This window comes from Myroides guanonis, assembly GCF_900114085.1.
Classification (GTDB): Bacteria; Bacteroidota; Bacteroidia; order Flavobacteriales; family Flavobacteriaceae; genus Flavobacterium; species Flavobacterium guanonis.
The window spans coordinates 86312-109793 of sequence record NZ_FORU01000007.1 but is presented as its reverse complement, the minus strand read 5'-3'; the positions used below and the strand labels follow the sequence as shown (position 1 = coordinate 109793).

Annotated in this window: 19 protein-coding genes; 13 read left to right on the top strand and 6 right to left on the bottom strand. The window is 32.5% G+C overall.

Annotated features, from left to right (window positions below; genetic code table 11):
• The first annotated feature begins 801 nt into the window (after window positions 1-801).
• From BM024_RS07620 to BM024_RS07610, 3 genes are all read left to right on the top strand, one after another.
• On the top strand, window positions 802-1782 hold the full coding sequence (locus BM024_RS07620) for a deoxyhypusine synthase family protein (protein ID WP_090678892.1): 981 nt from the start codon (window positions 802-804) through the stop codon (window positions 1780-1782).
• A gap of 158 nt (window positions 1783-1940) precedes the next feature.
• Complete coding sequence (locus BM024_RS07615) at window positions 1941-2552, top strand: hypothetical protein (RefSeq protein WP_090678888.1); 612 nt, start codon at window positions 1941-1943, stop codon at window positions 2550-2552.
• A 193-nt stretch (window positions 2553-2745) separates the two neighbouring features.
• Entirely contained in the window at window positions 2746-3750 is a 1005-nt protein-coding gene (locus BM024_RS07610) for an OmpA family protein (protein WP_090678886.1), read from the top strand.
• A 102-nt stretch (window positions 3751-3852) separates the two neighbouring features.
• On the opposite strand, the gene clpB is transcribed toward BM024_RS07610, so the two are convergent.
• Window positions 3853-6441: an ATP-dependent chaperone ClpB gene (clpB, locus tag BM024_RS07605; RefSeq protein ID WP_090678884.1), complete on the bottom strand. Its 2589-nt coding sequence runs from the start codon at window positions 6439-6441 to the stop codon at window positions 3853-3855.
• 141 nt (window positions 6442-6582) lie between these two features.
• On the opposite strand from clpB, the gene ytxJ reads away from it, so the two are divergent.
• The 7 genes from ytxJ (at window position 6583) to BM024_RS07570 (ending at window position 14097) form a co-directional block, all read left to right on the top strand.
• The gene (gene ytxJ / locus BM024_RS07600; protein WP_090678882.1) at window positions 6583-6918 is read left to right on the top strand and encodes a bacillithiol system redox-active protein YtxJ; all 336 of its coding nucleotides are present in this window, start codon (window positions 6583-6585) and stop codon (window positions 6916-6918) included.
• A 197-nt stretch (window positions 6919-7115) separates the two neighbouring features.
• Complete coding sequence (locus tag BM024_RS07595) at window positions 7116-8900, top strand: hypothetical protein (RefSeq protein WP_090678880.1); 1785 nt, start codon at window positions 7116-7118, stop codon at window positions 8898-8900.
• 177 nt (window positions 8901-9077) lie between these two features.
• Entirely contained in the window at window positions 9078-10544 is a 1467-nt protein-coding gene (locus BM024_RS07590; protein WP_090678878.1) for an aminoacyl-histidine dipeptidase, read from the top strand.
• A gap of 87 nt (window positions 10545-10631) precedes the next feature.
• Complete coding sequence (locus BM024_RS07585; protein WP_090678875.1) at window positions 10632-11243, top strand: YceI family protein; 612 nt, start codon at window positions 10632-10634, stop codon at window positions 11241-11243.
• A gap of 90 nt (window positions 11244-11333) precedes the next feature.
• Entirely contained in the window at window positions 11334-12407 is a 1074-nt protein-coding gene (prfA, locus tag BM024_RS07580; RefSeq protein WP_090678874.1) for a peptide chain release factor 1, read from the top strand.
• Window positions 12408-12481: 74 nt separating this feature from the next.
• On the top strand, window positions 12482-13297 hold the full coding sequence (pyrF, locus tag BM024_RS07575; protein WP_090678872.1) for an orotidine-5'-phosphate decarboxylase: 816 nt from the start codon (window positions 12482-12484) through the stop codon (window positions 13295-13297).
• A gap of 2 nt (window positions 13298-13299) precedes the next feature.
• Window positions 13300-14097 carry an ABC transporter substrate-binding protein gene (locus BM024_RS07570; RefSeq protein ID WP_090678870.1) on the top strand — a complete coding sequence of 266 codons (798 nt, stop codon included), beginning with the start codon at window positions 13300-13302 and terminating at the stop codon, window positions 14095-14097.
• A 179-nt stretch (window positions 14098-14276) separates the two neighbouring features.
• On the opposite strand, the gene BM024_RS07565 is transcribed toward BM024_RS07570, so the two are convergent.
• From BM024_RS07565 to BM024_RS07555, 3 genes are all read right to left on the bottom strand, one after another.
• Window positions 14277-15083, bottom strand: a complete 807-nt coding sequence (locus BM024_RS07565; RefSeq protein ID WP_090678868.1) for a DUF4197 domain-containing protein — start codon at window positions 15081-15083, stop codon at window positions 14277-14279.
• 6 nt (window positions 15084-15089) lie between these two features.
• Window positions 15090-15872: a copper resistance protein NlpE N-terminal domain-containing protein gene (locus BM024_RS07560; RefSeq protein WP_177190182.1), complete on the bottom strand. Its 783-nt coding sequence runs from the start codon at window positions 15870-15872 to the stop codon at window positions 15090-15092.
• A gap of 71 nt (window positions 15873-15943) precedes the next feature.
• Window positions 15944-16468: a DUF7935 family protein gene (locus BM024_RS07555; protein ID WP_090678864.1), complete on the bottom strand. Its 525-nt coding sequence runs from the start codon at window positions 16466-16468 to the stop codon at window positions 15944-15946.
• Window positions 16469-16593: 125 nt separating this feature from the next.
• On the opposite strand from BM024_RS07555, the gene BM024_RS07550 reads away from it, so the two are divergent.
• The 3 genes from BM024_RS07550 (at window position 16594) to sucC (ending at window position 20900) form a co-directional block, all read left to right on the top strand.
• Complete coding sequence (locus BM024_RS07550) at window positions 16594-18915, top strand: ATP-dependent helicase (protein WP_090678862.1); 2322 nt, start codon at window positions 16594-16596, stop codon at window positions 18913-18915.
• Between the two features lie 30 nt (window positions 18916-18945).
• Window positions 18946-19566, top strand: coding sequence for an L-threonylcarbamoyladenylate synthase (locus BM024_RS07545; protein WP_090678860.1), 621 nt, complete (start codon window positions 18946-18948; stop codon window positions 19564-19566).
• A gap of 140 nt (window positions 19567-19706) precedes the next feature.
• Window positions 19707-20900 carry an ADP-forming succinate--CoA ligase subunit beta gene (sucC, locus tag BM024_RS07540; RefSeq protein WP_090678859.1) on the top strand — a complete coding sequence of 398 codons (1194 nt, stop codon included), beginning with the start codon at window positions 19707-19709 and terminating at the stop codon, window positions 20898-20900.
• A 78-nt stretch (window positions 20901-20978) separates the two neighbouring features.
• Here the strand turns inward: sucC and BM024_RS07535 are convergent, their stop codons facing one another.
• Complete coding sequence (locus tag BM024_RS07535; protein WP_090678857.1) at window positions 20979-21410, bottom strand: DUF1456 family protein; 432 nt, start codon at window positions 21408-21410, stop codon at window positions 20979-20981.
• Between the two features lie 36 nt (window positions 21411-21446).
• On the bottom strand, window positions 21447-23426 hold the full coding sequence (uvrB, locus tag BM024_RS07530; RefSeq protein ID WP_090678856.1) for an excinuclease ABC subunit UvrB: 1980 nt from the start codon (window positions 23424-23426) through the stop codon (window positions 21447-21449).
• Window positions 23427-23482: the final 56 nt, after the last annotated feature.

The following is a 23482-nucleotide window of genomic DNA, read 5'->3' as shown; positions in this document are numbered from 1 at the left end:
TATTTGAGTTTCCTTCGGGTCTTGTTCGGGTCTTGTTCGGGTCTTGTTCGGTAAACGGGCCTCTAGCCCAAGTAAACACTAGAAATCCCCGAAGCGCTCCCGAACAAAGCACTTTTATAATATTATTAAGCACTGATATATAGCTATTTATAAAATATTTTAAATCATTATATATCAAATGATATCAAAATAATCACAATACAAAACGTGCTTTATATTTTCCTCTAGTTTTGCGATAGAAAGGATAGGTAAAGGAAACCCACTAGAGTTGGTTCACTCATTCTTCATTTTACTTCATCAGTTCGTAATACTCGTGTTTCCAAGTTTCTGTCTCCTAAATATAAATTATAGTTCAGACAGGAGAACTCACGGATGACAAATCCTTGAGATGGCACTTTTGTCAAAGTTATAGTTCAATGTCATAATGTTTTGCAAGTCTTTTCATGCTGATTTATATAAGTTTTAGTTTCCTCTTTTTCTTGCGAATCCAGATTTGCCTAAACGATTTGAATGAAATGCAGTTATGAATAAACCGATAAAAGAAATTTTATACATAGGTGGAGAAAAAGGTTATACGGATTGTTTTTTTAGAATAAACACAATATTTACTACTTTTTTTCTTTTTTTAAAATTCAGGAACTAATTATCATAGGATAATTTTGCTCTTATTTAATCTCAATAGTTTTACTTTCTGTTTTTTAGGAACTCATAAAATTTTTCTATGTTAATATTGAAACTATTTAATGACTTTTTAAGAAACAGATTTTTAATTTGAAATAGATACAATAAAAGCAAATTTACATGGAACAGAAAAAAGGAAAAGTTTCTCAATTTATCGAAAAAAATTACTTGCATTTTAATGCGGCTACTCTAGTGGATGCTGCTAAAGGGTATGAAGCTCATTTGTTATCGGGGGGTAAAATGTTGATTTCCCTCGCTGGTGCAATGAGTACAGCTGAATTAGGAATTTCTTTAGCAGAAATGATTCGCAAAGGAAAAGTTGACATTATCAGTTGTACTGGTGCTAATCTAGAAGAAGATATTATGAATCTTGTAGCTCATTCACATTATAAAAGAATTCCAAATTATCGTGATTTAACACCTCAAGATGAATTAGAATTACTCAGTAAAAAATTCAATCGTGTTACTGACACTTGTATTCCAGAAGAGGAAGCCTTTAGAAAAATTCAATGTCACATCGAGAAAATATGGAAAGATGCAGAAAGCTTGAATGAACGCTATTTTCCACATGAATATATGTATAAGCTACTGTTGAGTGGTTTATTAGAAGATGAATATGAAATTGACCCAAAAAACTCTTGGATGTTGGCTGCTGCTGAATGTAATTTACCTATTGTTGTTCCAGGATGGGAAGATTCTACAATGGGAAATATTTTTGCTTCCTATGTAATTAAAAAAGAGCTTCATGCTTCGACTGTGAAAAGCGGTATAGAGTATATGGTTTGGTTGGCTGATTTCTATGAAAGAAATGCTATTGGTCAAGGTATTGGATTTTTTCAAATAGGGGGTGGGATTGCAGGTGATTTTGCTATGTGTGTTGCACCTATGTTAGAACAAGATTTAGAGAAAGTAAACATACTTAAATGGCGTTATTATTGCCAGATAACTGATTCAACAACTTCCTACGGATCTTATTCTGGGTGTATTCCCAATGAAAAAATTACCTGGGGCAAATTAGACGTAGATACCCCTAGTTATGTGATTGAATCTGATGCAACAATAGTAGCACCTTTGATTTTTTCATGGGTTTTAGGTTATTAATTTAGGATGTTTTGATTTTTTATTAGAATCAGTGAAGTTCTAAACTTTTATTCAAGTTAGTTTCGTTGTTTTTTTATCGTATTTTGATTACTTCATAAAGCTATTTTTATTGAAAGAATTTACAATCAGTTATATTTGCATTATAAAAAATTGACATCATGAATAAATGGAAACAAATTAAGATTGTATCTTTTATAGCTTTTGCTTCACTGTTGTTAACAGCATGTAGTTCATTGAATCCAAAGGCGCAAGCAGATATGCTAAAAAAGTACACTTATGAAGTAGAATCAGTCCATGATTTGAAAGCAGGGGGTATGGCTATCGGAAATAATTTTGAAGGTTTGTCATTATCATCTTTATCCAGTGTTGCTTTAGGGTTGTTGAGAAAAGATTTATCCCTAGAAGCTGTTGTAAATATGAAAGTGAGTAATCCAACAGGAGAAGCTGTTCCAATGGGACCTTTTAAATATTTATTAGAAATACAAGGTAAACCCTTCTTTGAAGGTAGTGTAAATGAAAGCCTGAGTCTAGCTAATGGACAAAGTAAAGTGGTTCCTCTAGCATTTAAGGCAAATCTATTTGGTGTTACGGATGAGAAAAAGGGAGCTGAAAAACTATTAAGCGATATACTTACACGTAAAGGAAACGGTCTAATCGTTTTAAAAATTAAACCTTCTGTAAGAATTGCAGGAAAGGACATTTACTACCCAGGATATATTACTGTTGACAATGATTTACTCAAGGGTATTTCGGGATTAATTAAAAAATAATTTTGATTAAGTAATATCATTTTATTGATTTTAAATATAAAGGTGCGTGTTTGAAACACGCACCTTTTTTATTAGGGGATAAATCATAGATTCAATCTGTTTTAATATTAACTTGATTTTTTATTATAAAATAATTTGGTTTTAAAAACTTTTATAAAGAATTTTAGGATTGTATTTACAATAACTATTTAAGATGAAAAAAACAATTCTAGTACTTGTTGGATCTATAATGGCTCTAGCGTGTAATCAAACTCCGAAACAACTGGAAACTCCAGAAAATAAGATGGAGCAAACTTATCAAGATGATCTGCCTAATCCTGTCAATAATACTATCAGACAATTTAATATAGATAGTATTTCATTTTCTGAGGCTGATTTAGGTGATTTTCCATACTTTAATTTACCCAAGGGGCTAGTAGCTCAAAACAAGCCCTTACAAAAGAAGTTTGACGTTTGTTTTTTTCCAATTGATGGTGTTATGACAGCTGTAGAAGGAAAACTGTATAAAATAAATGTAAGTGCTGACCAGAACGAAGAGTTTTCACAACGCTATTTTGAAAAAAGTCTTGAAGATTATCTTGTTTCTATCGGAGCTGTAAAGGTTTTCGATGGAGAAATATCCAAAGAAGAATACGAGAGGTATAACAAACAAGATCCTAATAAAGGTGATGAGGGTGATATTGGATATTTTGGGGAAAAAATAAAATTTTATGTAATTCGGTCAAAAACAAAAGGTAATATTTATATTCAATATTCTGCAAATAATGCTTCAGGAAAATTAAATATTCTTTTAGAAGAACCTTTAAAACAAACTATTACTAAGTTATCTTCTGATGAGATTCTAAAAGATCTCTCTGAGAAGGGGAAATCTATTCTATATATTAATTTTGAGATTGACAAATCCAATTTGACATTTGAAGGAAGGGAAGCTGTTGATGAAATTACAAAAGTTCTGAAGAGTGATCCTAGTTTAAAAATAGTTATTGAAGGACATACTGATAATAGTGGAGATGCAGCTCACAACAAGAATCTTTCAACTGATAGAGCAGAATCAGTGATGAGTGAATTAATTTCTAAGGGTATTGAAAAAACAAGACTTGTAGCTAAAGGTTTTGGAGCTGAAAGACCTTTAGTGGCTAACGATAGCGAAGAAAATAAAGCAAAGAATAGACGTGTTGAGCTCATAAAAATTAGTTAAACGGTAATGCTCAAAAGAAAATGGCTACACAAAATTGTGTAGCCATTTTCTTTTGAGTATCAATACTTTTCATCTAGAAACTTCTTTCAAGAGTAATAATAATTATTTGTTTCTAAAAACCAACTCATTATCAAAACAATCCAAAAGTATGATACTTTCTGCTGTTACATTTCCAGATAGTATTTCTTTAGAAAGTTTGTTCAGCACCTCTTTTTGAATAACTCGTTTCACTGGTCTTGCTCCATAATGTGGATCAAATCCTTTTTCTGCTAGATACTGTTTTGCTTCTTCAGTAGCATCCATAATGATGTTTTGAGTTCGCAACATTTTAATGATGCCATTTAATTGAATATCTACAATATCTAATATGTTCTTTTTAGACAACGGAGTGAACATCACAATCTCATCTATACGGTTTATGAATTCCGGTCTTACAGTTTGTTTTAACACTTGTAATACCTCGTCTTTTGCTGATTCTGATGCTTTTTCTATATCACCATCAGCTTCGTCAAATTTCTCCTGTATGATAGCGCTTCCCATATTCGAAGTCATAATGATAATAGTGTTTTTAAAATCAGCTAATCGACCTTTGTTATCCGTTAATCGTCCTTCATCCAATACTTGTAAAAGGATATTAAAAGTATCAGGATGTGCTTTCTCAATTTCATCCAAAAGCACTACAGAGTATGGTTTTCTACGAACTGCCTCTGTCAACTGTCCTCCTTCATCATAACCTACATATCCTGGAGGTGCACCAACCAATCTACTCACACTGTGACGTTCAGAATATTCACTCATATCGATACGAGTCATCGCATTTTCATCATCAAACATATAAGTTGCTAATGCTTTTGCCAATTCTGTTTTACCAACTCCAGTAGTTCCTAAGAACAAGAATGAACCAATTGGTTTTTTAGGATCTTGTAATCCAGCTCTACTTCTTCGAACCGCATCACTGATCGCTTCGATTGCTTCTTCTTGTCCTACAACTCGATGGTGTAATTCATCTTCTAAATGAAGCAGTTTTTCTCGTTCACTTTGCAACATTTTAGTTACAGGTACACCAGTCCATCTTGCTACAATCTCCGCAATATCTTCGCTAGTAACCTCTTCTTTGATTAAAGAAGTTCCTTCTTGTTTTTCTGCTAATTGTAATTGAAGTTTTTCTAATTCTTCTTGCGAATCTTTAATTTTACCATAGCGAAGCTCTGCAACTTTCCCATAATCTCCATCGCGTTCTGCTCGTTCTGCTTCTAGTTTATAGTCTTCAATCTCTTGTTTGATACTCTGTACTTTGTCTACTACTTCTTTTTCAGCATTCCATTTACTAAAGATGGCATTTCTGTCTTCTTTTATATTTGCTAATTCTAATCCCAATGCTTTCAGTTTTTGTTCATCATTTTCTCTTTTGATTGCCTCTATTTCAATCTCAAGTTGCATGATTTTTCTATCTAAAACATCAAGTTCCTCTGGTTTAGAATTTATTTCCATTCGCAATTTAGCAGCTGCCTCATCCATTAAGTCAATTGCCTTATCTGGAAGATATCTGTTTGTAATATATCTTTGAGAAAGTTCAACTGCCGCAATGATTGCATCGTCTTTGATTCGAACTTTATGGTGTGTTTCATATTTCTCTTTGATTCCTCGAAGTATTGAGATGGCACTTTCTGTGTCCGGTTCGTCAACCATCACTTTTTGGAAACGTCTTTCTAATGCCTTGTCCTTTTCAAAGTATTTTTGATACTCATCTAAAGTTGTTGCACCTATAGCTCGAAGCTCTCCTCTTGCTAAAGCTGGTTTTAATATATTAGCCGCGTCCATAGCACCTTCACCACCTCCAGCACCAACTAATGTGTGTATTTCATCTATAAAAAGTATAATTGTACCTTCAGCATTAGTAACTTCCTTCACAACTGATTTAAGACGTTCTTCAAATTCCCCCTTGTATTTAGCACCTGCTATTAAAGCTCCCATGTCCAAAGAGAAAACTAGCTTGTCTTTAAGATTTTCAGGAACATCTCCTTGTACTATACGGTGGGCTAATCCTTCTGCAATAGCTGTTTTACCGACCCCAGGTTCTCCAACTAACATTGGGTTGTTCTTAGTTCTACGAGAAAGTATTTGCAATACTCTTCGTATTTCCTCATCTCTTCCTATAACTGGGTCAAGCTTTCCGTCTTTTACGTATTGATTTAAGTTCTTAGCATATTTGTTTAAGGAATTGTATGTCTCTTCTGCTGAAGCTGATGTAACTCGTTCACCACCTCTTAATTCATCAATAGCAACCTCTAAGTCTTTTTGAGTAACTCCTTGGTCTTTTAATATTTGTGCTACTCTGCTTTTAGATTTAAAAATGGCTAAGATTAAGTATTCTATAGATACATACTCATCATTGTTTTTTTGTGCAATAGCCTGTGCTTCACTAATAGCTGTTGCTGCCTCACGAGACAATCCTATTTGTGCTCCCGAAACTTTAGGAAAACTTTGAATAGTAGCATCTAGCATTTGTTTAAAAAGTTCAACATTCACGTTAAGCTTCTTAAGTATGAATGGGCTTACGTTTTCATCTACATCTAGTATTCCCTTGAAAATATGCTCATTTTCAATTTGTTGTTGGCCCAACGATTGCACTATTACCTGTGCTTGCTGTAAGGCCTCTTGTGATTTGATTGTAAAATTATTAGTGTTCATATTCAATTTATTTTTGGTTACTAGACTATTTACAATTTATATTCCATTGTTAAAAATACGTCAATTTGGCATTTTTAACAATATTTTAATCTTAAAAAAACGACAATTTGTCTGATATATGATGTATTTTTGCTGAAAAACATGATAAATTGGCTTCCTTTAGAAAATGAAGAACAACTTCAAAACGCAATCCAAAGTTCTTCTGAATCTCCTATAGTTATTTTTAAACACAGTACGCGCTGCTTTATTAGCAAAATGGCTCTACGAAATTTTGAAAGTGAATTCGCTCAAAACAACACTAAATCTTATCTACTCGATTTAATAAACTATCGCTCTATATCCAATGATATTGCGCAACAATTAGAAATACAGCATCAATCCCCTCAATTATTGATCGTTTCCAATAGTAAAGTTATTCATAGCTCTACACATGAAAATATTGATGGTACTCTTGCGTCTAAAATCGTTCTAGAATAGTATAAAGTTAACTATTTAATATCTAATTACGTTGATTATCAGTTAGATTAATTAGATTTGGAGTAAATAATTTATTTAAATAACCACTTTATATTTATCGCATAAAAAAATAAACATTTTTTTAAAACCTGATTTTTGTCAGGCTTTTTAGTTTTGGGATTCTATATGTTTGTTGTTTTATTAAAACAAATAAATATATGAAAACAACCCCAATACATACTTTTCATATTCCAGTAATGGGCTTAGCTTATACGATTGATAGTCCAATTAGAGTTGCCCATCTTGGAATTTCCTCGGTTATTTCTGTAATGGATGATGAGCTAATTGAAAGATTGAATAAGCTTTATAGTGAAAAATTTGAGTTACCTTATAAAGAGATCGGTAGAAAAGTAGAGGATTTCAGAGCCAAACGAATTACAGCTTACCTAGATACGGTTGATACTATAGTAAAAGAAAAGTTCTCTAACTTTAAAAAAGAACTTCTAGACAGTAAAAAAAGAGTAACTGAATTTTTAAATGTTTTACCTGATAGTTCTATTCTTAAGGAACAAGCTGAACAATATGTTTTAGACAATTTAAGTTTTGAACGTTTTAAAGAAGTCCTTGAGAGTTATTTTAAGCCGGGGTCTATTGATGTGAATATAATGACCAAGGTCGATAGAGAACAATATAACGGAAAAGAAGTATTACCATCTATTTATAGTGATGCTCATGCTGCATTACGTGGATTTGCAGAAAGCAAGGTTCAATCTTCTTTGATATTGTCGGCAGGTATGAATCCAAGATTATTTAGCTATTTTGAATCTTTTGATGTTTTCTATCCACAGCAGCACAAAGCTTTAGATAAGAAAATTGTTTTAAAGGTGAGTGACTATAGATCTGCTCTTATTCAAGGTAGTTTCTTGGCTAAAAAAGGAATATGGGTGTCTGAATATCGTGTTGAATCTGGCTTAAATTGTGGTGGACATGCTTTTGCTACTGATGGATTTTTATTAGGCCCAATTATGGCTGAATTTAAAAACCAAAGACAAGAGTTAATCGCAACAACTCATAAATTACTTTGTAATGCGCTAGAAGAAAAACAACGTTACACTCCAGAAGAACCATTAGAATTAAAAATCACTGTTCAAGGCGGAATAGGTACTGCTGAGGAACATCAATTTTTATTAGACACCTACGAAGTAGATTCTGTAGGGTGGGGTAGTCCATTTTTATTGGTTCCTGAGGCAACTTCTGTTGATGTTCAAACTCGTAAGCTTTTAGCAGACGCAAAGGAAAAAGACCTCTATTTAAGTAGTATATCTCCTTTGGGCATTCCATTCAATACTGTTAGAGGAACGACCAATGAAGCTATCAATAAACTTCGCAATGCAAATGAAAAGTATGGTAGTTCATGTCCTAGAAAATACTTAGCTCTTGACAAAACACATTCTATTGAAGGATGGTGTACAGCTTCTAAGAAGTATCAGACGAAAGAAATCAAAGCTCTTAAAGATATAAAATCAACTTTAAGTGATGATGATTATATTTCTAAAATAGAATCTATTACAGAAAAATCGTGTTTGTGTATTGGTCTAGCTAATGCTTCTTTGATGGAGCAAAACTTACCAATCAAAGGAGAGGCACAAGGAGTTGTAGTTTGTCCTGGTCCAAACATGGCTTATTTTGATAAAGAAGTATCATTAGAAAAAATGATTCAACATATCTATGGTAAGGAGAATGTTATGAAACACGAGAACCGTCCTAATTTTTTAATAAAAGAATTGGAAATGTATCGAGAACACTTTAAAAAGGAACTTAGTGCAATTACGGCAGACTCTAGTGTTATTGCAAAGAAGAAATTGGAGAAATTAAAAAACAATATTCTAAACGGTATTGATTATTACAAAAACTTGTTTGAAAACACATCTAACTATTTTCAAAAAGACAATTCAAAGATTTTAAAGGAATTGGAAAGAATTAAAATGGAATTAAGCAATTAATTTTTAAAGATACAAACAGCTTAGAGTGTGAAATTCTAAGCTGTTTCTGTTTTGTGAGGTTTGTAAAAAAGGAAGTATAAGGTCTTTTAGTTCAAAATTTATAGAGAATTCTTTAATTTTTGCTTCTTTTTATGTTTAACTTTGACGTTCAACTAAATTATTAGAAGCTTTTTAAACATGAACAACGAAATTAGAAACTTAGAGCCTAAGGCACTTTGGAATAAATTTGCTGATTTAAATGCAGTACCGAGACCATCTAAAAAAGAGGAACGTGTTATTGAATTTATGATTCGCTTTGGTCAAGAATTAGGACTTGAAACTATAAAAGACGAAGTTGGAAATGTGATTATTAAAAAACCTGCTACTGCTGGGATGGAAAATCGCAAGATTGTTGTTTTACAATCTCACTTAGATATGGTACATCAAAAAAATAACGATACTATTTTTGATTTCGATACTCAAGGGATTGATATGTATGTAGATGAGGATTGGGTTCGTGCTAGAGGAACTACTTTAGGTGCTGATAACGGTATTGGAGTTGCTACTATAATGGCTATTCTTGAGAGTAAGGATATTGCTCACCCAGCTTTAGAAGCTCTTTTTACCATAGATGAAGAAACAGGAATGACTGGGGCTATGGGACTAAAAGGTGGAGTTCTAGAGGGGCAAATCTTATTAAACTTGGATACAGAGGAAGATGATGAAATTGATATAGGTTGTGCTGGTGGTGTAGATGTAACAGCAACTGCTGAGTATGATGAAGAATTAACACCAGAGGGATCTATAGGATACCAAATTACTGTAAAAGGACTTAATGGTGGACACTCAGGAATGGATATTCATAAAGGTCTAGGTAATGCTAATAAAATAATGAATCGTCTATTATTTGATGGATATGATTCTTTTGGTTTACAAATCGCTTCTATTAATGGAGGTAGTTTGCGAAATGCTATTCCTAGAGAAAGTGTTGCTAAAGTAATTATCGCTTCTATTTACGATGAAGCTTTTGAATTTGATATGCAACAAATTATCAATGACATTAAAAATGAATTTCAAACAACTGAGCCTAATTTAGAAGTTGTAATTGAAAAAATTGATGAAACACCTAAAAATGTAATGCCTCCTATGGCTCAATACTTTTTTGTAAGAGCTATGTACACTGCACATAATGGTGTTTACAGAATGAGTGCTGATTTTGCTGATTTGGTTGAAACTTCTAATAATATTGCAAAAGTAGAAGTAGCTGATGGTAAATTAGCAATTAAATGTTTGACTCGTTCTTCTGTAGAAACATCAAAGTTTGATTTAGCTAATTCATTAAGATCAGCGTTTGAATTAATGGGATGTGAAGTTGAATTTAGCGGGTCTTATCCTGGTTGGAGTCCGAATCCTAAATCAGAAATTTTGGATGTATTAGTTGCTATTTATAAAGAACAGAATAAATCTGAACCAAGTGTTGTAGCTTGTCACGCTGGTTTAGAATGTGGTATTTTAGGGACTAATTATCCAGATATGGATATGATTTCTTTTGGACCAACAATCAGAGGAGCGCATTCACCTGTTGAACGCGTTAGCATTAAATCAGTTCAAAAATATTGGCCTTTTGTTTTAGAGATTTTGAAAAATATACCTTCAAAAAATTAAATAAATGACGGTAGGGTAGCTATAGAACTCATTTGTTAGATAATTTTAAATTACAACTAGATTACAAAAACTATAAATTCAAAGATTATGAAAAAAACGTTTTTAGCATTAGCTTTAATAGGAGCTTTTGCAGTATCATGCGGACAAAAAGAAACAAAAACAATTGAAGATGTTACAATTACTACTGAGGAACAAGAAGCTCCAAAAGAAGTAGAGAAAGAGGTTGTTAAACATAAAGTTGTTTGGACAGCTTTTAAAACTCCTGCAAAGGTTGGTGTAAAAGGTTCATTTGATGAAGTTTCTTTAACGTATGCTCATCCTGATGCAGCATTAGTTACAGATGCTTTAAATGGAGCTACATTTGAAATTAAAACAACTAGTGTTAATTCTAATGACCCTGGAAGAGATAGTAAATTAAGTGGATATTTCTTTGAAAAAATGACAGGAGATATTCACGGTACTTTTCATGAATTCAAAGATGGTAAGGTAGTTACCTCTATCTTTATGAATGGTATTGAGAAATCAAAGGAACTTACTTATGAATTAAATGGTAATATCGTTGTAATTAAAGGAAGTATAGATATTATAGCAGATTTTAATGCTGAACCAGCTTTCCAATCCTTGCATGAAATCTGTAAAGATTTACATGAAGGTAAATCCTGGACGGATGTAGAATTTGAGGTTACTATTGAAAAATAATAATTCGCAGTATTTAAAAGAGGAACTTATAAACAGTTCCTCTTTTTTTTATACCTTTGCAACCTTAGAAATATATTATCTTTTGACAAGATGCTAGATAGATTACAAATTATAAAACAACGCTTTGACGAAATCTCTGATTTGATTATTCAACCAGATGTGATTGCTGATCAAAAGCGCTATGTTCAATTAAATAAAGAATATAAAGACTTAAAACAGCTGGTTGAAAAGCGTGATGAGTATATTAGCTTAAAAGGAAACATTCAAGAGGCTAATGAAATAATTGCTGATGGTAGTGATGCTGAAATGGTTGAGATGGCTGCATTGCAGTTGTCTGAAGCTAAATCACGTTTACCACAACTAGAAGAAGAGATAAAGTTTTTATTGATTCCTAAAGATCCTGAGGATGCTAAAAACGTAATGGTTGAGATTCGTGCAGGTACTGGTGGTGATGAAGCAAGTATTTTTGCTGGAGATCTATACAGAATGTACACTAAGTACTGTGAATCAAGAGGATGGAGAACTTCTTTAGTCGATGCTAATGAAGGGACTTCTGGAGGATTTAAAGAGGTTATTTTTGAAGTAACTGGTGATGATGTTTACGGAACTCTTAAATTTGAAGCTGGTGTTCACCGTGTTCAACGTGTTCCTCAAACAGAAACTCAAGGACGTGTCCATACTTCTGCTGCGACAGTAATGGTTTTACCAGAGGCTGAGGAGTTTGATGTACAAATTGACATGAACGATGTTCGTATCGATTATTTCTGTTCTTCTGGTCCTGGAGGTCAGTCTGTAAACACAACTAAATCTGCTGTTCGTATGACACATACACCAACTGGATTGGTTGCTCAATGTCAGGATGAAAAGTCTCAACATAAAAATAAGGATAAAGCATTAACTGTTTTGCGTTCTCGTCTTTATGAGATGGAATTAGCTAAAAAACAAGAGGAAGATGCTAAAAAGCGAAATTCTCAAGTTAGTAGTGGTGACCGTTCTGCAAAGATTCGTACTTATAACTATCCGCAAGGGCGTGTTACAGATCACAGAATTGGCTTAACGCTTTATGACCTTGATGGGGTAATGAATGGAAATATTCAGAAAGTAATCGAAGAACTTCAATTGGTTAGCAATACTGAAAAACTACAAGAAAGCGACGTTTTTTAATAAATAAAACATCAACTTAAAACCACACTTTGCCCTAGTATTGTGTGGTTTTTTTTAGATACTTAATTAGATACATGACAACACAACAATTAGTAGAACAAATCCGTAAAAAGCAATCTTTTCTTTGTATTGGTTTAGATGTAGATTTGGAAAAAATCCCAAGTTTTTTATTAGAAACTGAAGACCCTATTTTTGAATTTAATAAAGCTATTATTGACGCTACTCATGATTTAGCTGTTTCCTATAAGCCAAATATTGCTTTTTATGAGGCACATGGGGTTAAAGGGTGGGTTTCTCTTCAAAAGACAATTGCATATTTGAACGAGAATTATCCTGAAATTTATACTATTGCTGATGCGAAAAGAGGAGATATTGGAAATACAGCAACTATGTATGCCAAAGCTTTTTTTGAAGACTTGCAATTTGATAGCGTAACTGTTGCTCCTTATATGGGTAAAGATAGCGTAGAGCCTTTTCTTGAATTTAAAAACAAGCACACCATTCTACTTGCACTTACTTCTAATGAAGGTGCATTTGATTTTCAAACGCAATCTGTGGATGGTAAGGAATTATACAAAGTTGTCTTAGAGAAATCCCAACAATGGAGGAATTCCGAGAATTTAATGTATGTAGTTGGAGCTACTAAAGCTGAGTATTTTGCTGAAATTCGTAAGATAGTACCTAATAGTTTTTTATTAGTCCCTGGTGTTGGTGCACAAGGAGGTGATTTGCGCGCCGTTTGTGAGTACGGGATGAATGAGAGTGTTGGTCTGTTAATTAATTCATCTAGAGGTATTATATATGCTTCTAACGGAATAGACTTTGCCGATAAAGCACGTTTTAAAGCAAAAGAATTGCAAAATGAAATGGCTGCTATTTTAAAAAAATAAGAATGATTAAATTGATAGACCAAATAGGTCAGGAGCATATTTTTGAAAACACTCCCAAAAGAATAGTTTCATTAGTTCCCTCACAGACAGAATTACTATGTGATTTGGGCTTAGAAGAGCAAATTGTAGGGGTTACTAAATTTTGTGTTCATCCTTTTTATTTAAAAGAAATCAAAGAAGTAATAGGGGGGACTAAACAGGTTCATATTGATAAAATAAAGGCTTTGCAACCTGATATTATTATTGCTAATAAAGAAGAGAATACTTTTGAAATCTTCGAAGAACTAAAAGGGATTTGTCCCATATGGGTTACTGATATTGTCTCTCTAGATGACAATAATCAAATGATAAATGATTTTGGGGTATTGTTTAACAGAAGAACAGATGCTAAGAAATGGATTGATAAAATTAAGTTCGCTCAGAAGGATTTTATGAATTTTGTAAAAGACAAACCTGTTTATGATGTTGCTTATTTTATTTGGAGGAATCCTTTTATGGTTGCCGGAAATAATACTTTTATCAATGAATTGTTGAAAATAAATAAATTCTCCAATATTTATGCTAATAGGGAAGAGCGCTATCCAGAAATCATTATTAACAGAATTAAACTTGATGGTGATCCAGAATTAGTTTTTCTATCGTCCGAACCATATCCTTTTAAAGAAGAACATGCTTTTGAGATAGGAAGACATACGCATCATGGAAAAACAATTTTTGTTGATGGGGAAATGTTTTCATGGTATGGAACCCGTGTTGTTAAAGCATTTGAGTATTTTAAAATTATACACAGTAGATTATAGGAGGAACTTGTAGTTTATTTAAAATTAAAAAGCCGATTAGATTACGGGTCTAATCGGCTTTTTTAATAACTAACTCTAACTTTTTATGAATTAAAATTCATTAACTATTTTGCAAATATCGAAATTATTTAAATCAGAAGCAGTTAAGTTGTTGTTATATATCTGTTATTAAGTGTTATCTATTTAAATAAATTTAAACTTTTAAGTTTTTCCTTTACTTTGGCACCTTTTTCTTCTAAATTATTTTGTGAAGGACTTTTACTCTCTTCTTTTTTAGTTTTATCTAAGGAACCAAATACATCTTTTAAAATTTCAGTATTTCTAGAACCACCAAAGTTAGATCTAATGTTTTCTTCTTCTACTGCTATCATTTTAAACACACCAGCCATTGTCTGTTGTGTTGCATAATCAGTTATATCAAGGTTAACTGGGCTTACTAATGGCAATGAATTGTATGATGTAAATATTGTATTCCATACTTTGTCCGCCCCAACTTTTTCAAAAGAATTTTGAATTACAGGTGCAAACTTAGAATACAAACTCTTTTTTGTCGCTTCTTGTAAATAATCGGTTGCCGCATGACCTCCATCTAAAAGAATGTTTTTAGCATCTGTAAATGTAATATTTTTTACTGCATCAATAAAAATTGGAGTTGCTTCTTTAACTGCTTCTTCTGCTGCTCTGTTTAAAACTAATAAACCTTGGTCAGCAATTTTCCCCATACCTACACTTCTCAACGTTTTATCAATTTTTTGAGCTTCTTCTGGTAAAAGTATTTTAACTAGTTCATTTTTGTAAAAACCGTCTTGTGCTGTCAGCTTAACGACTTGTTTATTGATTCCATTTTCCAAAGCCTCTTTTAAAGCTGTTGTAGCTTTATCTTGATTTAAATTTAGTAAACCTTCTAAGTTTTGGGCGTGGCTAATTTGAGTTGTAGAAATGCTTAAAAAAGCAATTAAACTTATTCTGAGAAATTTCTTCTTCATAATTGTTTATTGTTCTGATTTAGATTGTTGTTTAAAATTGCCATTTAAATTTATTGAAATACTATCACAGAATTGTTGTGCTGGAATATCAACAAGGTCATTCAATTTAAAATGTGCAAAATCTTCTGTAAAATATATTTTTAAATCTCCTTCTAAGTCTTTTTCAATAGTTTTCATAGGAAAAATTATTTCATCAGCCATTTTATCTATGATTCCTCGTGCTTTAAATGTACAGGTATCTGAAGCAGTTATTGATGTATACATCAATCTAAAATCATTTTTCTTAACTTCTTGTAATTCAAACTTTTTGTATGACTCACTTAAAGTGTCACCTGATATATAAGTACCTGCTACTTCATCCCACTTTAATGGCTGTTTTAAAGCTAATAAATAGTCCTCTGCTAACTTACCCTTCACTTCCTTAAGATCGGATCCTACGCGAGCAATTAGACTGTCTGATTTAATTTTATAAAACTCTTTATCTCCATTAAAATTAACTTCGAAGACTGAGTCTTTCAATTTCCATGTTCCATCAAAGTTTTTTGGATATGAGTCTTTATCTTTATAAAAAACTAATTTACTTAATGTACTGTCCGCCCTTAATGCAATAATAGTTTCAATACCTGAACAATCACCACATGGTAAAACTCCTTGATACTTATTATTAAATAAGGCGTTTAAAACTTCTGGTTGAATTTCGATTGGTACTTTATTTTCATCATTTTTTTTGCATGACGTGAGTCCCAATAATACTACAAAGGGTGCTACAAATAAGTTTCTATAATTCATTTTCATTACTTTTTTCTTTTTCAAATTTGGAGATGCTTTTTATTTATAGTACTAAATCTATAAAAAAAGTTTTATTTTGTATAGAAATTCACCTCTTCTTTTATTGCTAGTAGGCCAACTTCTACAGATGTCGTGCTATCAACTTTATAGTTTATTAAGTTTTTTCTCAATGAATCAGCATCTGATATAGTATTAATCGATGCTGTTGATTGTATTTGTAAAATAATACTGTTTTTAATATTTGAAAGTATATTCCAAAGTTCTTTTGATATGTATATTTGTTGTGATAAGTTGTATTCAAATTCTTGTTCTATGTGTTGAATTAACAATACTTGATAAGCAGTTTTATCATTCGAAATTGGAGCCACTCGCAATACTATTTTACTTAAATCTATTCGTTCTAATAAAATAGTAAATCTTTCATAGGCTTGTAATTTTATAGGCAATATATCTATCTGTCCTTTTTGATGTAGTAAAAAAGCATCTTTTTTTGATTGTCTTTTCAATAGCTCAGAAAAATAAATATAGGAAATAGCTGCTGTTACTAATGCTGGTATTGTATATGCAGCTAATTGCAGGATAAAATCTAGTTTCATGGGTGATTTAATTTAATGTAAAATAAAGGATAAAATCTTAGAGTATCAAATCCTTTTTATTAAGACTAAAAGCTTGTTATAAACTACTAAGTATAGTAATTTTGACTTTTTTGGATAAAGTTATGATGGAGAATTATATTAATCAGTTGAATGAGGCTCAAAGAGCACCTGTGTTACAGAAAGATGGACCTATGATTGTTATTGCTGGAGCAGGCTCTGGGAAGACTCGTGTGTTGACTCTTCGTATTGCTTATTTAATGCATCAAGGGGTGGATGCTTTTAATATTTTATCTCTAACCTTTACAAACAAAGCTGCTAGGGAGATGAAGAGTAGGATTGCTCAAATTGTTGGTAATTCTGAGGCTAAGAACTTGTGGATGGGGACTTTTCACTCTGTTTTTGCTAAAATTCTTCGTGCTGAAGCTGACAAATTAGGCTATCCTAGTAACTTTACTATTTATGACTCTCAAGATAGTGCTCGTTTAATAAGTCAAATTATTAAAGAGATGCAATTGGATAGAGATGTTTATAAACCTAAACAGGTTTTAAGTAGAATATCTAATTTTAAAAATAGCTTAATAACAGTTAAAGCTTACTTCGAGAATCCTGAACTTCAGGAGGCTGATGCTATGAGTAAAAAACCGCGTATGGGGGAAATCTATCAAAATTATGTTGAAAGGTGCTTTAAATCTGGAGCAATGGATTTTGATGATTTACTTTTAAAAACGAACGAACTCTTAACGCGTTTTCCAGAAGTTCTAATGAAATATCAAGATAGATTTCGTTATATTCTCGTAGATGAGTATCAGGATACTAATCACTCTCAGTATTTAATTGTTAGAGCTTTATCTGATCGCTTTCAAAATATTTGCGTTGTTGGAGATGATGCTCAAAGTATTTATGCTTTCCGTGGGGCAAACATCAATAATATTTTGAATTTTCAAAAGGATTATGAAAATGTACAAACATATCGTTTAGAACAAAATTATCGTTCTACTAAGAATATAGTAGAAGCTGCTAATACTATTATTGATAAGAATAAAGTTAAGTTAGACAAAGTTGTTTGGACTGCTAATGATTTTGGTCCTAAAATAAAAGTACATCGTTCACTCACAGATGGTGAAGAGGGTAGGTTTGTTGCGAGTACTATTTTTGAAGAGAAAATGTACAACCAAAAAATGAATAGTGAATTTGCAATTTTATATCGTACAAATGCTCAGTCCAGGGCTATGGAAGATGCTTTGAGAAAACGAGATATTCCATATAGGATTTACGGAGGCCTATCATTCTATCAAAGGAAAGAAATAAAAGATGTTTTATATTATTTACGTTTAATTATTAATCCAAAGGATGAGGAAGCTCTTGTTCGTGTTATTAATTATCCTGCTAGGGGAATTGGTAACACTACACTTGATAAACTTACAATTGCCGCAAATCATTACAAGCGTTCCATTTTTGAAATTATGGAACATATTGATAAGATTGATTTAAAAATTACTGCAGGTACACGTAACAAATTGACAGATTTTGTTACGATGATTAGAAGTTTTCAAGTATTAGATCAAACTCAAGATGCCTATCAAATGACTGAGCATGTAACCAAAAAAACAGGTTTGGTTCAGGAACTTAGAAAGGATGCTTCTCCAGAAGGTATTGCCCGAATGGAAAATATAGAGGAACTTTTAAATGGTATTAAAGACTTTACCGAAGGTCAGCAACAGGTTGATGGTGCTAGAGGTGCATTATCTGAATTTTTGGAAGATGTGGCTTTAGCTACAGATCTGGATAACGATACTGGAGATGACGATAGAGTAGCTCTTATGACTATTCATTTAGCAAAAGGTTTAGAATTTCCTACGGTATTTTGCGTAGGTATGGAAGAAGATCTTTTTCCTAGTGCAATGAGTATGAACACACGTAGTGAACTTGAAGAAGAACGCAGGTTGTTTTATGTTGCTTTAACTCGTGCCGAACATCAAGCTTATTTAACATACGCACAGTCACGCTATCGTTGGGGAAAATTAGTTGACAGCGAACCTTCTCGTTTTATTGAGGAAATCGATGATCAATATTTAGAATATTTAACCCCACCTGATTCAAACTATAAATATAAACCACAGATTAATAGTGATATCTTCGGTGATGTAGACAAATCTAAATTACGTCTTCAAAAACCTGTAGCTGGAACACCCCCAGCATATTTAAAAGATAATGCTACTCCAAATCTTAATATTAGGAAATTGAAAGCTGTTACTACTTCTGGAGGTAATTCAACTTCTGATTACGGTCTTTCAGTGGGGCAGATAGTAATGCATGAACGCTTTGGTAAAGGAGAAATTCTCAATTTAGAGGGAGCAGGAGCTGATAAGAAAGCTGAAATCCGCTTTACAGTTGGAGGCATAAAAAAACTACTTCTTAGATTTGCGAAACTCGAAGTTTTACCTTAATTTATAACGTAATTTTTAAAGATATTTACTATGGCACAATTTATTAAAATTTACCCTGAAAATCCTAACGAAAAAGAGATTGAGCGTATAGTTAAAATCTTGAAAGATGGGGGGTTGGTAATATATCCTACTGATACAGTTTATGGTCTTGGTTGTGATATTACTAATTCAAAGGCATTAGAGAAAATTGCAAAAATAAAAGGGATTAAGTTAGATAAAGCAAATTTTTCCTTCGTCTGTCATGACATTAGTGATATATCAGGGTATATAAAACAGATTGATACTTCTACTTTTAAAATTTTAAAAAAATGTCTTCCTGGTCCTTATACTTTTATATTACCAGGTAATAATAATTTACCTAAAGAATTTAAAAACAAAAAGACTGTAGGTATTCGTGTACCTGATAACTCCATTGCATTAGCTATTGTTAAGAAATTGGGTAATCCAATTGTTTCTACCTCTATATATGATGAAGATGAAGTTTTAGAATATACTACAGATCCGGAATTGATATTTGAAAAATGGCAGAACAGGGTAGATGTAGTCATTGATGGAGGTTATGGAGACAATTATGCTTCAACAGTTATTGATTTATCGGGTGATGAGCCAGAGGTTTTAAGAGAAGGTAAGGGGAGTTTAGATATATTTTAGGTATAAGAAATAAAAAAACGGTTGAAAAGACTTTGATAGTATGTCATACTTGCACTTAAGATTAAAATAATTAGGGTTTTCAGTTATGAATTGCTATTTTTGTAGCTGTTTATAATAAAAAAAGCTAAACGTATCACACTATGAATTTACACGAATTTCAAGGTAAACAAATATTAGCAAGCTACGGAGTAAGAGTACAACGTGGTTTAGTTGCTAACAATGCAGAAGAAGCAGTAGAAAAAGCAAAACAACTTACAGAAGAAACTGGTACAAGTTGGTTCGTAATTAAAGCTCAAATCCACGCTGGTGGTAGAGGTAAAGGTGGAGGTGTTAAACTAGCTAAGAACTTGGATGAAGTTAAAGAAATAGCTGGAAAGATCATTGGAATGGATCTTATTACTCCACAAACTCCGCCTGAAGGTAAAAAAGTAAATCGAGTATTGGTTGCTGAAGATGTTTACTACCCAGGTGAGAGTGAAACTTCTGAGTTTTATATGTCTGTTTTATTAGATAGAGCTAAAGGACGTAACATGATTATGTATTCTACTGAAGGTGGAATGGATATTGAAGAAGTTGCTGAAAAGACTCCACATTTAATTTTCAAAGAAGAAATCGACCCTTCTGTTGGACTACAAGGATTCCAAGCTCGTAGAATTGCTTTTAATTTAGGATTATCTGGTAATGCATTCAAAGAGATGGTTAAGTTCGTAGATGCACTTTATAGAGCATATATCGGAAGTGATTCTTCTATGTTTGAAATTAACCCTGTATTAAAAACTTCGGATAATATGATTTTAGCTGTTGATGCTAAAGTTACTATCGACGACAACGCTTTATACAGACAAAAAGAATATGCTGAATTCCGTGATTTTTCTGAAGAAAGACCTATTGAAGTTGAAGCTAATAAAGCTGGGTTAAACTATGTTGACTTAGACGGTACAGTTGGATGTATGGTTAATGGTGCAGGTTTAGCTATGGCTACTATGGATCTTATTAAGTATGCTGGTTTTGAACCTGCTAACTTCTTAGACGTTGGTGGAACAGCAGATGCGAAAAGAGTTGAAACTGCTTTCCGTATTATATTAAAAGATCCTAATGTTAAAGCAATTTTAATTAATATCTTTGGTGGTATCGTTCGTTGTGACCGTGTTGCCCAAGGTGTAGTTGATGCTTACTCAAATATGGGAGATGATATCAATGTTCCTATTATTGTTCGTCTTCAAGGTACTAATGCTGAATTAGCTAAAGATCTTATCGATAAATCTGGAATGCCAATTCTTTCTGCAGTTGAGTTCCAAGAAGCTGCTGATCAAGTAAAAGCTGCTTTGTCTTAATTAAGAAGATTATCACATATATAACAAAAAAGCCTGAGTCTAAGACTCAGGCTTTTTTGTTATATAAATAAAAGAAAACTATTTCTTCTTTTTCCCATTATTGAATTTAATTCCTGCAAATGGATTTTCAGGCTTACTACGTTTTTCCGCAGGCTTTGAGCTCTTAGGTTTACTCGTTTTCTTTACTTCTGAATATGTTGTTTTTTTCTCAGAAGAAATAGGTTTGGGCTTAGAGGTTTTTTCTATTGCCTTTTTATTACTTTCCAAAATATCCATTGGATTTTTAGGATTTTCTTTTGTACCACGAAGATAAATAACTAATCCGTTTAAAAAATTCCTTAGTATCTGATCTCCACATTCCATATATTTCGGATGATCTTCAGCTCTGAAGAAATTTCCAACTTCTCCTTTTGAAATTCTAAAGTCAACAAGTTCTAGTATTTCCACTATTTGATCATCTCTCAGCTGAAGAGCTACACGTAACTTCTTAAATATATCGTTATTTGTCATGTTTTTTATTTTTTATCAAAAGTACCAAATAAAAAATTACAACCTCTCTTTTAATGCTTTAATTTCATCTCTAAGTTTTGCTGCCATTATAAAATCTAACTCTTTAGCTGCTAACTCCATCGCTTTACGTTTATCTCTAATAGCTTTTTCTATATCAGATTTAGTATCGTATTTTACAAGAGTTTCAGCTGCTAACATAGCTTTTCGCTCAATTTCATAATTGTCTTTTACCAACTCACTCGATATTTTTTTATTAAGTGCGGTAGGTACTAAGTTATGAGTAGTGTTGTAATTTATTTGTTTTTCTCTTCTATATGCTGTTTCATCAATAGTTTTTTGCATACTGTTTGTGATTTTATCTCCATACATTATCGCTTTACCATTAACATTACGTGCCGCTCGACCAACTGTTTGAGTAAGCGACCTGTGGCTCCTTAAAAAACCTTCTTTATCAGCATCTAGTATAGCTACTAAGGAAACTTCTGGTAAATCTAATCCTTCTCTTAAAAGATTGACTCCGATTAAAACATCGAACAAGCCTTTACGTAAGTCTTGCATGATCTCAACACGTTCAAGTGTATCTATATCAGAATGAATATATCGACATCTAATACCAATTTTAGCAAAATACTTTGCTAATTCTTCAGCCATTCTCTTTGTTAAGGTAGTGACCAATATTCTCTCATCCTTCTCAATTCTTAGGTGTATTTCTTCTATTAAATCATCTATTTGATTTTCGGTAGGACGAACTTCAATTTCCGGATCAAGTAATCCAGTTGGTCTAATTAATTGTTCTACCACAACACCTTCTGACTTTTCCAATTCATAATCCGCTGGAGTAGCAGAAACATAAATGACTTGATTTTGCATAGCTTCAAACTCTTCAAATTTTAAAGGTCTGTTATCCATAGCTGCCGGTAATCTAAAGCCATATTCAACTAGATTCTCTTTCCTTGACCTGTCTCCACCAAACATCGCATGTACTTGTGAAAGAGTTACATGACTCTCATCAACTACCATTAGATAATCTTTAGGAAAATAATCTAGTAAACAAAAGGGTCTTGTTCCAGGAGCACGTCCATCTAAATATCTAGAGTAATTTTCAATCCCTGAGCAATATCCTAATTCCCGTATCATTTCTAAATCAAAATTAGTGCGTTCCTCTAATCTTTTGGCTTCTAAATGTTTTCCTATCTCTTTAAAATAATCTACTTGTTTTACTAAATCTTGTTGAATCTCCCAAATAGCACCTTGTAAAACATCTGGTGAGGTAACAAACATATTTGCCGGATATATAGTAAGTTGTTTATATTTTTCTAAAACTTGTAGAGTGACAGGATCAAAAACCTCCATGTCTTCAATTTCATCTCCAAAAAAATGAATTCTGAATGGTTGTTCGGAGTAACTAGGAAATACATCTACAGTATCACCTTTTATTCTGAAAGTACCAGGAGTAAAATCAGCTTCCGTTCTTGCATATAAACTTTGTACTAAACTATGTAATAATTGTGTTCTACTAATTTGTTGGTCAATCTCTAGTGCAATAACATTTTTTTGAAATTCGACTGGATTTCCAATACCATACAAGCAAGAAACAGAAGCGACAACTAATATATCTCTACGTCCTGAAAGTAAAGAAGATGTCGTACTCAAACGCATTCTTTCAAGTTCTTCATTGATAGCGAGATCTTTTTCTATATAAGTCCCGGTTACTGGTAAAAAAGCTTCTGGTTGATAATAATCATAGTATGAAACAAAGTATTCAACCGCATTATTTGGAAAAAAGCTCTTAAACTCAGAATAAAGTTGTGCTGCTAATGTTTTATTATGTGCTAGGACTAAAGTTGGTTTTTGAACCTCTTGAATAACATTTGCAACTGTAAAAGTTTTACCTGAACCTGTAACACCCAATAGAGTTTGGAATTTTTCATTATCCAATAAACTTTGGCTTAATTTCTTAATAGCTTCGGGCTGATCTCCTGTAGGTTTATAATCAGCTACTACTTTAAAGTCCATAAGATCTGTTTTTAGAATTATATAAAACGAAAAAAAGCGCAAGATAAACTTGCGCT

What these genes read in the sequence shown, in the direction of transcription:
- BM024_RS07570 (WP_090678870.1), top strand. Translation starts at nt 13,300, where the DNA reads ATGATTAAATTGATAGACCAAATAGGTCAGGAGCATATTTTTGAAAAC.
- BM024_RS07545 (WP_090678860.1), top strand. Translation starts at nt 18,946, where the DNA reads ATGGCACAATTTATTAAAATTTACCCTGAAAATCCTAACGAAAAAGAG.
- BM024_RS07555 (WP_090678864.1), bottom strand. Translation starts at nt 16,468, where the DNA reads ATGAAACTAGATTTTATCCTGCAATTAGCTGCATATACAATACCAGCA.
- ytxJ (WP_090678882.1), top strand. Translation starts at nt 6,583, where the DNA reads ATGATAAATTGGCTTCCTTTAGAAAATGAAGAACAACTTCAAAACGCA.
- BM024_RS07565 (WP_090678868.1), bottom strand. Translation starts at nt 15,083, where the DNA reads ATGAAGAAGAAATTTCTCAGAATAAGTTTAATTGCTTTTTTAAGCATT.
- clpB (WP_090678884.1), bottom strand. Translation starts at nt 6,441, where the DNA reads ATGAACACTAATAATTTTACAATCAAATCACAAGAGGCCTTACAGCAA.
- BM024_RS07550 (WP_090678862.1), top strand. Translation starts at nt 16,594, where the DNA reads ATGGAGAATTATATTAATCAGTTGAATGAGGCTCAAAGAGCACCTGTG.
- BM024_RS07585 (WP_090678875.1), top strand. Translation starts at nt 10,632, where the DNA reads ATGAAAAAAACGTTTTTAGCATTAGCTTTAATAGGAGCTTTTGCAGTA.
- pyrF (WP_090678872.1), top strand. Translation starts at nt 12,482, where the DNA reads ATGACAACACAACAATTAGTAGAACAAATCCGTAAAAAGCAATCTTTT.
- BM024_RS07615 (WP_090678888.1), top strand. Translation starts at nt 1,941, where the DNA reads ATGAATAAATGGAAACAAATTAAGATTGTATCTTTTATAGCTTTTGCT.
- BM024_RS07535 (WP_090678857.1), bottom strand. Translation starts at nt 21,410, where the DNA reads ATGACAAATAACGATATATTTAAGAAGTTACGTGTAGCTCTTCAGCTG.
- BM024_RS07610 (WP_090678886.1), top strand. Translation starts at nt 2,746, where the DNA reads ATGAAAAAAACAATTCTAGTACTTGTTGGATCTATAATGGCTCTAGCG.
- BM024_RS07590 (WP_090678878.1), top strand. Translation starts at nt 9,078, where the DNA reads ATGAACAACGAAATTAGAAACTTAGAGCCTAAGGCACTTTGGAATAAA.
- BM024_RS07595 (WP_090678880.1), top strand. Translation starts at nt 7,116, where the DNA reads ATGAAAACAACCCCAATACATACTTTTCATATTCCAGTAATGGGCTTA.
- uvrB (WP_090678856.1), bottom strand. Translation starts at nt 23,426, where the DNA reads ATGGACTTTAAAGTAGTAGCTGATTATAAACCTACAGGAGATCAGCCC.
- BM024_RS07560 (WP_177190182.1), bottom strand. Translation starts at nt 15,872, where the DNA reads ATGAATTATAGAAACTTATTTGTAGCACCCTTTGTAGTATTATTGGGA.
- sucC (WP_090678859.1), top strand. Translation starts at nt 19,707, where the DNA reads ATGAATTTACACGAATTTCAAGGTAAACAAATATTAGCAAGCTACGGA.
- prfA (WP_090678874.1), top strand. Translation starts at nt 11,334, where the DNA reads ATGCTAGATAGATTACAAATTATAAAACAACGCTTTGACGAAATCTCT.
- BM024_RS07620 (WP_090678892.1), top strand. Translation starts at nt 802, where the DNA reads ATGGAACAGAAAAAAGGAAAAGTTTCTCAATTTATCGAAAAAAATTAC.